Source organism: Haloechinothrix alba, from assembly GCF_900188115.1.
GTDB lineage: Bacteria > Actinomycetota > Actinomycetes > Mycobacteriales > Pseudonocardiaceae > Haloechinothrix > Haloechinothrix alba.
Genome location: NZ_FZNW01000046.1, coordinates 1 through 7,527, shown reverse-complemented (window position 1 = coordinate 7,527; position 7,527 = coordinate 1). Strand labels below are relative to the sequence as shown.

General features: G+C 63.5%; 10 protein-coding genes and 1 pseudogene. 7 read left to right on the top strand and 4 right to left on the bottom strand.

What is annotated here, in order from left to right:
- Positions 1–163: 163 nt before the first annotated feature.
- Both CHB84_RS23690 and CHB84_RS23685 read left to right on the top strand, forming a co-directional pair.
- The gene (locus tag CHB84_RS23690) at positions 164–535 is read left to right on the top strand and encodes a DUF445 domain-containing protein (protein ID WP_245818903.1); all 372 of its coding nucleotides are present in this window, start codon (positions 164–166) and stop codon (positions 533–535) included.
- A 288-nt stretch (positions 536–823) separates the two neighbouring features.
- The gene (locus CHB84_RS23685) at positions 824–1,378 is read left to right on the top strand and encodes a DUF445 domain-containing protein (RefSeq protein WP_245818901.1); all 555 of its coding nucleotides are present in this window, start codon (positions 824–826) and stop codon (positions 1,376–1,378) included.
- A gap of 255 nt (positions 1,379–1,633) precedes the next feature.
- Here the strand turns inward: CHB84_RS23685 and CHB84_RS23305 are convergent, their stop codons facing one another.
- The 3 genes from CHB84_RS23305 to CHB84_RS21725 all read right to left on the bottom strand — a co-directional run bounded on the left by CHB84_RS23305 (position 1,634) and on the right by CHB84_RS21725 (position 3,257).
- Entirely contained in the window at positions 1,634–1,810 is a 177-nt protein-coding gene (locus CHB84_RS23305; protein ID WP_217898692.1) for a wax ester/triacylglycerol synthase domain-containing protein, read from the bottom strand.
- 182 nt (positions 1,811–1,992) lie between these two features.
- Complete coding sequence (locus CHB84_RS21730) at positions 1,993–2,397, bottom strand: SCP2 sterol-binding domain-containing protein (RefSeq protein ID WP_089303514.1); 405 nt, start codon at positions 2,395–2,397, stop codon at positions 1,993–1,995.
- Positions 2,398–2,465: 68 nt separating this feature from the next.
- Entirely contained in the window at positions 2,466–3,257 is a 792-nt protein-coding gene (locus tag CHB84_RS21725) for a coniferyl-alcohol dehydrogenase (protein ID WP_089303513.1), read from the bottom strand.
- 251 nt (positions 3,258–3,508) lie between these two features.
- On the opposite strand from CHB84_RS21725, the gene CHB84_RS23100 reads away from it, so the two are divergent.
- The 4 genes from CHB84_RS23100 (at position 3,509) to CHB84_RS21705 (ending at position 5,789) form a co-directional block, all read left to right on the top strand.
- Positions 3,509–3,805 (top strand): AMP-binding enzyme, encoded by a 297-nt coding sequence (locus CHB84_RS23100; protein ID WP_176440087.1) that lies wholly within the window; start codon positions 3,509–3,511, stop codon positions 3,803–3,805.
- Between the two features lie 61 nt (positions 3,806–3,866).
- On the top strand, positions 3,867–5,081 hold the full coding sequence (locus CHB84_RS21715; RefSeq protein ID WP_245818899.1) for a cytochrome P450: 1,215 nt from the start codon (positions 3,867–3,869) through the stop codon (positions 5,079–5,081).
- 49 nt (positions 5,082–5,130) lie between these two features.
- A complete protein-coding gene (locus CHB84_RS21710) occupies positions 5,131–5,322 on the top strand; it encodes a ferredoxin (protein ID WP_089303510.1) in 192 nt (63 codons plus the stop codon).
- A 170-nt stretch (positions 5,323–5,492) separates the two neighbouring features.
- Complete coding sequence (locus CHB84_RS21705; protein WP_089303509.1) at positions 5,493–5,789, top strand: alpha/beta fold hydrolase; 297 nt, start codon at positions 5,493–5,495, stop codon at positions 5,787–5,789.
- 144 nt (positions 5,790–5,933) lie between these two features.
- Here CHB84_RS21705 and CHB84_RS21700 read toward each other — a convergent pair.
- A protein-coding gene (locus CHB84_RS21700) for an IS3 family transposase (protein ID WP_089303508.1) occupies positions 5,934–7,114 on the bottom strand; the annotation gives its coding sequence in 2 pieces (ribosomal slippage) (positions 5,934–6,827 and positions 6,830–7,114; 1,179 coding nt in all).
- 103 nt (positions 7,115–7,217) lie between these two features.
- On the opposite strand from CHB84_RS21700, the pseudogene CHB84_RS21695 reads away from it, so the two are divergent.
- A pseudogene (locus CHB84_RS21695) lies at positions 7,218–7,358 on the top strand (IS5/IS1182 family transposase); the annotation flags it as partial.
- Positions 7,359–7,527 lie beyond the last annotated feature (169 nt).

Below are 7,527 nucleotides of genomic sequence, written 5' to 3'. Positions count from 1 at the left end.
AGACATCATCGCCCATCCACCCATGATCAAACCAGCAACCCCGCTACCAGCGCAGACACGCCGACAAGATCAAAATAAGCGCGACTGTAGTACTAGGGGCAAATCGCCTACATCGATACCTGAACGCCGAAATCGGCCAGCTAAGCCGACCCGGAGCGTGACGTTGGGCGACTACTTCGGCCAGCTCGTCACGGACGTCGGCGAGAACTGGCTGATCTACGCGTCGATGCCCCTGATCGCCGCCCTGATCGGCTACTGCACCAAACTGGTCGCGGTCGAGATGATGTTCCGGCCGCTCGAGTTCCGCGGAATCAAACCGTACCTCGGCTGGCAGGGCATGGTACCCCGCTACGCCCCGCGAATGGCCCGTATCGCCGTCGACCTGATGCTGTCAAAGCTGGTAACCCCGGAGGAGCTTATCGACCGGATCGACCCGGACGAGTTCACCGACCACGTCGAGAAGCCACTGATCGAGGCCACCGACCAGCCACCCGCGAGCTCATGGCGAAATACCAGCCAACAATCTGGGAGATGATGTCGGAGGTCACCCGCGGCCTGGTTGTACGCTAAGTTCGGCGGCAAACGCCCCGACTGGTCCGCAAGATGGTCAAGGACCTGCGAACCGACATCGACAAGGTCTTCGACCTTCGCGGGATGGTAGTCAGCACGCTGATCCGTGACAAGGCCTTGATGGTCAAGTTGATCCGGGACATTGCTCAGCCGGAGATGACGTTCATCGTGCGCGCCGGGCTGGGCTTCGGATTCGGTCTCGGCTTCGCGCAGGCGTTGGTGTGGGCGGGAACCCATTTGGGCGGGAACCCATGTGTCCTGGTTGATGCCCGCATTCGGCTTCTTCGTCGGCTACTTCACCGACTGGCTCGCGCTCCGGATGATCTTCCGGCCAGTCGAGCCCCGACGTTTCTTGGGCGTGTTCGGCTGGCAAGGCCTGTTCCACAAGCGTCGCGACGAGGTGGCCGCCGACTATGGCAATCTGTTGGCCACGGAGATCCTCACCCCGCGCAACATCGTCGAGGCCATGCTCACCGGCAGCCAGTCAGACAAGCTGTTCAACATGATCGACAATGCCGTGCAGCGGGCCGTCGACAGCGAGATGTGTCTCGCCAAGCCGCTGGTCGTGGCCACTCTTGGTGGCAAGCGCTACCAGGAACTCAAGCGCGGCGCCGCTCACATTCATCCTGCAACGCTTTCCCGAGGCCAGCCGCGAGGTCGAGGACTACACCATGGAGGCCCTCGACATGCGGGCAATGGTGATCAGCAAGATGAAGCTGATGACGACGCAAGAGTACGAGGACCTGCTCCGCCCGGCGTTCAAACAGGACGAATGGAAGCTAATACTCATCGGCGGCATCATAGGTGAGCTACAGGTGTTGCTCTTGCTGCACTGAGCCCAAACCGGAGACTCCGTCACGCGCTGGCAACGCCACACGATCCCGGGGCAGCAACAACGCGCGAACCCGGCCAAAGCCCCTTGCCGGCCCCCGTACCGCGAGTCAGACTGCTATCGGCGGGAAGAACGACCACGTTGTCGACCCCACAGGTCTGACCTCACTGCCGCACAGACGGCCTTGCCGGCGTTCTTCCCGCCCCAACTCATGCCTTGTTCAGTGCACTCCTAGCACCCCCACAGCGGTTTCCGGCGGTCGAGCGGCCGGGAGTGCAGCGTCGACACCAGCATGCCGAGCTCTCGCTCTCCACCCGGCGCGGGCAGCGCGACATGATGCAAGTGGTACTCGAGGTCGACCTTCTCATCCGGCAGCACGTCCCAGGCCAGCCGGCCGCGCCGAAGCACGTAGTTGAATGGGGGGTTGGATCTGCCGCCATTGACTGACCAGTTCCGCGACATAGCCGGGCGGTGCGTCGGGCGGCGGGCTGAGAATGAGTAGTGGCGCGAAGTGAGCCGGCGCATCGGGCTTCTCGATGAAGAACCACCCAGCGTCGAATACCGGCATTCGCACTTTCGCCAGATGGCGATCAGGCGAGTAAGTCATCCCGACCATCAGCCTTGAGCATCTCGACGTAGACGGGGAACATCTTCCTACTTGCTGGCGAGAGGGCGAGCAGTTTAGCGATATTCCCCTCCACCTTGACCTTGCCCCGAGCCATCGCGAACGTAAGATTGACCTTGCCCTGCCAGTATAGGTTGCTGGTTTCGGTGGTCATGCGCATGGCGGCATCAGGCGCTGGACCCGTGTTGCCCTCGTGCACCTTGTGGTTGCCCATGTCGATGATCAGAGTCGAATCCGGCTCGGTGCAGTACATGGCCAGCACGGCATTCGTCTCGGCCAGCTTGGGCCCGATCTCTTTGTCCTCGAAAGCCTTTTCGAAGATCGCACCCACGTACTTGTACAGTTCGTCCTCGCTGGCGAATCCTGCCATTTTAGTGTCTCCATTCGTTACGGCCAACTGCCGAGACGCTGAGGGGTAGGGCTGTTGGATCCGGGTCGTCAGTCGTCCGGGGCCGGCACGATTCCCGCATACATAGCACCGGTGATTCCGCCGTCCGCTGTGATGGTCGACCCGTTGATCCACTGGGAGTCGCGGGAGGCGAGGAACACGACGGCAGGCGCGATATCGGCAGGTGTGGCGTGTCGGCCCAGGAAGTTCTTCACTCCGTCGAGGACCTCCTTGCCCATGGACTCCTCGAAGTCAGCCAGGATCGGCGTCTCGACCGGCCCTGGGAGCACGGCGTTGATCCGCAGGTCCCCCAACTCACGTACGGCACCGCCCATCCCCAGGGTGTAGACCGTGGTGGCCTCTTTCGAGAAGTTGTAGGCATTGCCGTCCGGCGGATGGGCCCGAAACCAGTCAAGACCTTCGGCGAACGTCTCCGTGGTCAGCAGATCCTTGATGGCGTCGAGGTGCTCAGGCCACTTCAATCCGGCCGTGGACGAGACGTTGACGATCGAACCACCGGGGTTCATTCGGTCGAACATCGCCTCCGTCAGGTGACGGAGGCCCAGGAAGTTGACCTTGAATACGAGCTCGGCCGGCATGGTTCCAGGGATCCCCGCGACGTTGGCCAGGACATCGACGTTGCCGTCCACATCGCCCAGCGCCGCATCGATGCTGTTCGGGTCGGCGAGGTCGATCTCGATGTGCTCGGCGGCCTCGAAGGTCGGCTTGTTGCGATCGAAGCTGATCACCTCAGCGCCGCACTCGGCCAGCTGGCGCGCGACCGCCTCACCGATCCCTGAGGCTGCCCCGGTCACGATGCAGCGGAGACCCCGAATGTCCATACCGATACTCCCGAGATAGATCGCAATGGGTAGGTGAGCACATCGTGCGGCCTCAGGCACACGGCAGCGAGGGGAGATCTACGGGGATGCATACCCACGGGCGCGCCACTCGGCACACGCCGCAACACCGCCGCGGCCAGCAAGGTGGGTATGCCGGCGGGTCGAACTACCCGCGCGTCATGGACGTTCGCGCGCGATGCTGGAGACTGACCCCGTGCCGATCGCGCGGCATCGTCGAGGAGGCCAGACCAGTGTACCCGCACGAGTTGGAGAGCGGATTGTCGCTGCATCCCAAGGTTGTCGACGTCGCGGTGATCGAGGTGATCGACGTGTCCGATGCCCAAGCGGACCTGCAGCTAAAGGCGATCGTTCAGCCTGCCGCCGAAGCTGAGGTGGGCGACGCGCTGGAACACGAACTCATCGACTTCCTCAAGGAGCGCGTTGCCCGAGACCAGGTGCCGCGGAGCATTGACTTCACCCACGAGCTACCGAGAACTTCGTCCGGCGTACTGTACCGCCACGCGCTGCGAGCGTGCTTCGACTCATGACCAGAAAGGCAGGTAACCGATGACCGTGCACGCCGAGGCTCATTCGTTCGATCCTGCGCCTGTGGCCACATTAGAGTTCTGGGGCCGCACAGCCGAGGAACGCGAGACGACGTTCAAGGAACTCCGTGACGAACGTCCGGTGAGCTGGCACCCGCCCCTCGAGGGCAACCTCTTGCCGCTGGAGAAAGACGGAATCTGGATCGTGGTGCGCCACGCCGACGTCGTCTCCGTGAGCAAGGACTGGGAGACGTTCTCTAGCGCGCAGGGCGTCACGATGGAGGAGATGCCGGAGGACATGGCCGCGGCCGCCTCCTCATTCCTCGGGATGGATCCACCCCGGCACACCCGGCTCCGCCGGCTGGTGAGTAGCGCGTTCACCCCCAAACAAGTCAAGAAGATCGACGACCAGATCAACAATCAGGCGCGCCGGATAGTCGATGATCTCCTGGACGTCGGAGACTGCGACTTCGTCGCCCAGGTGTCGAAGCGACTGCCGATGTGGACCATCTTCGAGATGCTTGGCGTGCCACAGGAGCTGCGCGAGGAGGGCTACCGCGCGGCTGACGGAATGGTCGCCTACCTGGACGAAGATGCCGCAGCCGGGCAGGACGCACTCACATTCCAGATGAATGCTCTGATGACGCTGCTGAACATCGGGGTGGAGCTCGCTGAGGAACGGCGCGCCCGGCCGACCAGTGACCTGATGACGAACCTGGTGCAGGCGGAGGTGGACGGCGAGCGACTGACCGACGAGGAGATCGGCGCCTTCTTCGTTCTGCTGTCGGTGGCCGGAAACGACACGACGCGCAACACAACCAGCCTGACCATGAAGGCGTTGTGCGACTTCCCCGACCAGCGGAAATTGCTACTGGAGGACTACGACGGCCGGATCACCACAGCTATCGAGGAGTTCGTCCGCTGGGCGACCCCGGTACAGACCTTCCGCCGCACCGTGACCCGCGATACCGAGCTCAATGGGCAGAAGCTACACGGGGGCGACTGGGTCGTCACCGTTTTCGCGTCCGCCAACCGCGACGAGCGCGTCTTCGACGACCCGCACGCATTCAACATTCTGCGTAGCCCGAACCCACATGTGGCCTTCGGAGGCGGGGGTCCCCACTACTGCCTGGGCAACATGCTGGCCAAGACTCAGTTGCGGCACCTGTTCAAGGAGCTGCTGTTCCGGGTCAAGGACATCGAGGTCGGCGCGCCCACGTACCTCACGAGCCACTTCATCCGCGGAGTTAGGGCAATGCCGTGTACCTTCACTCGCTGAGTGAAGCAATGACTGAGTACTGACACCGACGACGAAAGGAGCAACATAGATGAGGATCGTCGTCGATCGCAACAAATGCACCGGGCTGGGCATCTGCGAGTCACTGGCTCCGGATCACTTCGAGGTCAATGACGAGGGTGCCCTCGTCGTTCTGCGCGATTCGGTGAGCGAAGACGAGCTGGACGCGGTTCAACAGGCAGTCGAAGGATGCCCGACCGAGGCGCTCAGGCTCGAGAACTGACCGCCCATGTAGGTCCGAGGTGCCAAGCGATCGAAGGGACAGCGGGTAATGCGGACAGGCTCAGGCTGCAACTCGACTGTAGCGATAACGTCCTGCGGCCGTAAGGAGGCCCCGCGGTAGGACTCGATCACCGAGTCCTACCGCGGGGCCTCGGGTCGAATCTAGTCCTACTGCACGGTCTCAACCTGTCCTGGCGGATCTGGCGCCCAGTCGTGCCGCTGTTGGAGGCGCGCCACGCGGTCTACGCGTCGACGTTGCCTGGCCATCGCGGCGCGGCGCCACTGTCCTCCGATCGACGCCCCGGCGTCCGGGGTGTCACTGACGCGGTGGAACGGCTGCTCGACGACGCGGGAATCGAACGGGCCCATCTGGTCGGCAACTCGCTAGGCGGGTGGGTCGCCCTGGAACTCGCCGAGCGCGGACGTGCGCAGTCGGTGGTTGAAGTGATCGCGCCTTCCGGGTGCTAGCGCAGCCGACGGGACCTACTCTGGGTAGCGACCTTGATGCGGCTGGGCGGATGGCTGTGCCGCGTGCCGTTGGCCGCTTGGGTATGTCCAACCCGCAGATACTGAAAAACACCAGGGGTTGCTGAACGGTTTTGTGACAGTGGTTTAGGTCGCGGTTGTGGCGACCTGGCTCATGATGGTTTCGTACTCGATAGGCGTCAAACGACCAAGGCGGGTTTGGCGGCGGCGTCGATGGTAGGTGCGTTCGATCCAGGTCACGGTCGCGATCCGGAGCTGTTCGCGGCTGTCCCATCGGCGACGATTGAGAACGTTGCGTTGCAGAAGGCTGAAGAAGCTCTCCATGGCGGCGCTGTCACCGGCCGCGCCGACCTGACCCATCGAGCCGCGCATGTGGTGACGCCACAACGCCTGTTGCAGCTTCCGACTGCGAAACTGACCTCCACGATCGCTGTGCAACGTGCAGCTGGCGACGCTGCCGCCGCGGCGGGCGACGGCCGATTCCAGTGCGTCGAGGGCGAGCTGGGAGGTCATGCGCTCAGCGATCGAGTAGCCCACGATCCGGTTCGACCAGGCGTCCTTGACCGCACAGAGGTAGATCTTGCCCTCGCCGGTGGGATGTTCGGAGATGTCGGTCAGCCACAGCCGATTCGGCTCGGCGGCGGTGAACTCCCGGCGCACCAGGTCCTCGTGCGCCGGCGCGGCGGGCCTGGCCCTGCGGGAGCGGCGCTTCGTGCCGAACACGCACCACCACTCGTTGGCCGAGCAGATCGTCCACACCGTGCGCTCCGACACCTCATGTCCGACGGCGGTGACCTCATCGTGCAACAACCGATAGCCGAACTCGGGATCCTCGCGGTGGGCGTCGAACAGCGCGTTCGCCACATACGCCTCGGCGTACTCGGCGTCGGTGACCGGGCAGGCGAGCCAGGCGTAGTAATGCTGGCGGTGGAGCTTCAACACCCGGCACGCAACCGCCACCGGCACCCGAATCCGGGCATCGGGGGCGGCCAACTCCCTTACGAGCGGGTAGAGCCTTTTCCCGGCAGATTGTCCTGCGACAGATACGCCGCCGCCCGCCGCAACACCTGGTTCTCCTGTTCCAACAGCCGATGACGCCGCTTGAGCTCCCGCAGCTCAGCTGCGGCGTCGGACGTGACGCCCGGCTTCACGCCGTCCTCGGCATCGGCCGCGCGTAGCCACTTCTGCAACGTCATCGGGTGAACACCGAAGTCGCTGGCAACCTGCTCGATCGTCACACCCGACTCGCGGCTGCGCGCGACCCGGACAACGTCCTCACGGAACTCACGGGGATAGGGCTTGGGCACAGTGGCATCCTTCCACGCCTGCACATCGGCAAGCGAACTCCGATGTCACACATCCCTGCAGCAGCCCCCACGCACGGCTTGCGGGCTCGGCACCATACGGTAGGTCGTCGAACACGCCTTCGCCTGGCTACACCACTACAAACGGCTCCGCACCCGCTACGAACGCCGCGCCGACATCCACCACGGACTCCTCCAGCTCGGCTGCGTCCTCATCTGCCACCGCCAACTCACAAGATCATTCTGAAACGACCGGGTCTGTCTGATTAAGGGTCTGTCTGATTAACGGTGGATCTGGTCTTGGTTCGACAGGCCGAGCGTTGACCTTTCCCCTGTTGGCCGGACACGTGGTTATGCGGCCTTGAGTAGTTCCTGCTGTTCCCACTGCTCGGGGCTGGCATAGCCCAGGGCGGAGT